This window comes from Protofrankia sp. Cr1 (assembly GCF_963555865.1).
Lineage (GTDB): Bacteria > Actinomycetota > Actinomycetes > Frankiales > Frankiaceae > Protofrankia.
In genome coordinates this window covers 16,117-16,717 of the sequence record NZ_CAUVXO010000074.1, presented here as the reverse complement: position 1 = coordinate 16,717, position 601 = coordinate 16,117, and the positions used below count along the sequence as shown (strand labels likewise).

1 protein-coding gene is annotated in these 601 nt (G+C 69.4%); it reads right to left on the bottom strand.

The window, feature by feature from the left end; translation table 11 throughout:
* On the bottom strand, window positions 1-601 hold a 601-nt coding region (locus tag U9980_RS09085), incomplete at both ends, for a M20/M25/M40 family metallo-hydrolase (RefSeq protein ID WP_322767522.1).

The following is a 601-nucleotide window of genomic DNA, read 5'->3' as shown; positions in this document are numbered from 1 at the left end:
CGCGACCCCATGAACCTGGATCCGCACCCGCAGCACACCACGCCCACCGACGACCAGATGGCCCATACCCGGATAGCCGATCATGACACCGGCGATGCATTTCCGGGCGTCGGGTCCCGCGAAGTAGGCGCGGGCACCGCCAAAGGCGCCGGTGTGCTCGTCGGCGTCGAGGAGCAGAGCCACCCCGCCCCGACGTTCATGCATCCCGGGAGCCAGGCGTGCCAGCAGATGGCAGAAGATAGCCACGCCCGCCTTGGAGTCCGCCGCCCCCCGCCCCCACAGCCAGCCATCTTTGATCACGGCGCCGGTCGGCGGATACGTCCACGCCTGTTCGTCACCGAACGGAGCGGTATCGACACAGGCGTCCAGCACCAGCCACGGCCCCTCCGTTCCTCCCGGAAGTTCGCAGACCAGCCCGACAGCAGCCGTCCCCGGATCGAACAGCTGACGGATCCCCAGACCGCGACCGACCATCCACCCCCTCAGGTGCTCGAGCACCGGCTTGTACGGGTCGATCCCACCTCGGCTCGGTATCTGGACGAGCTCGGCGGTCAGCGCAGTCACCGACCCCTGGTCGGCCCGCGCCGCCGCGAGCAGACCA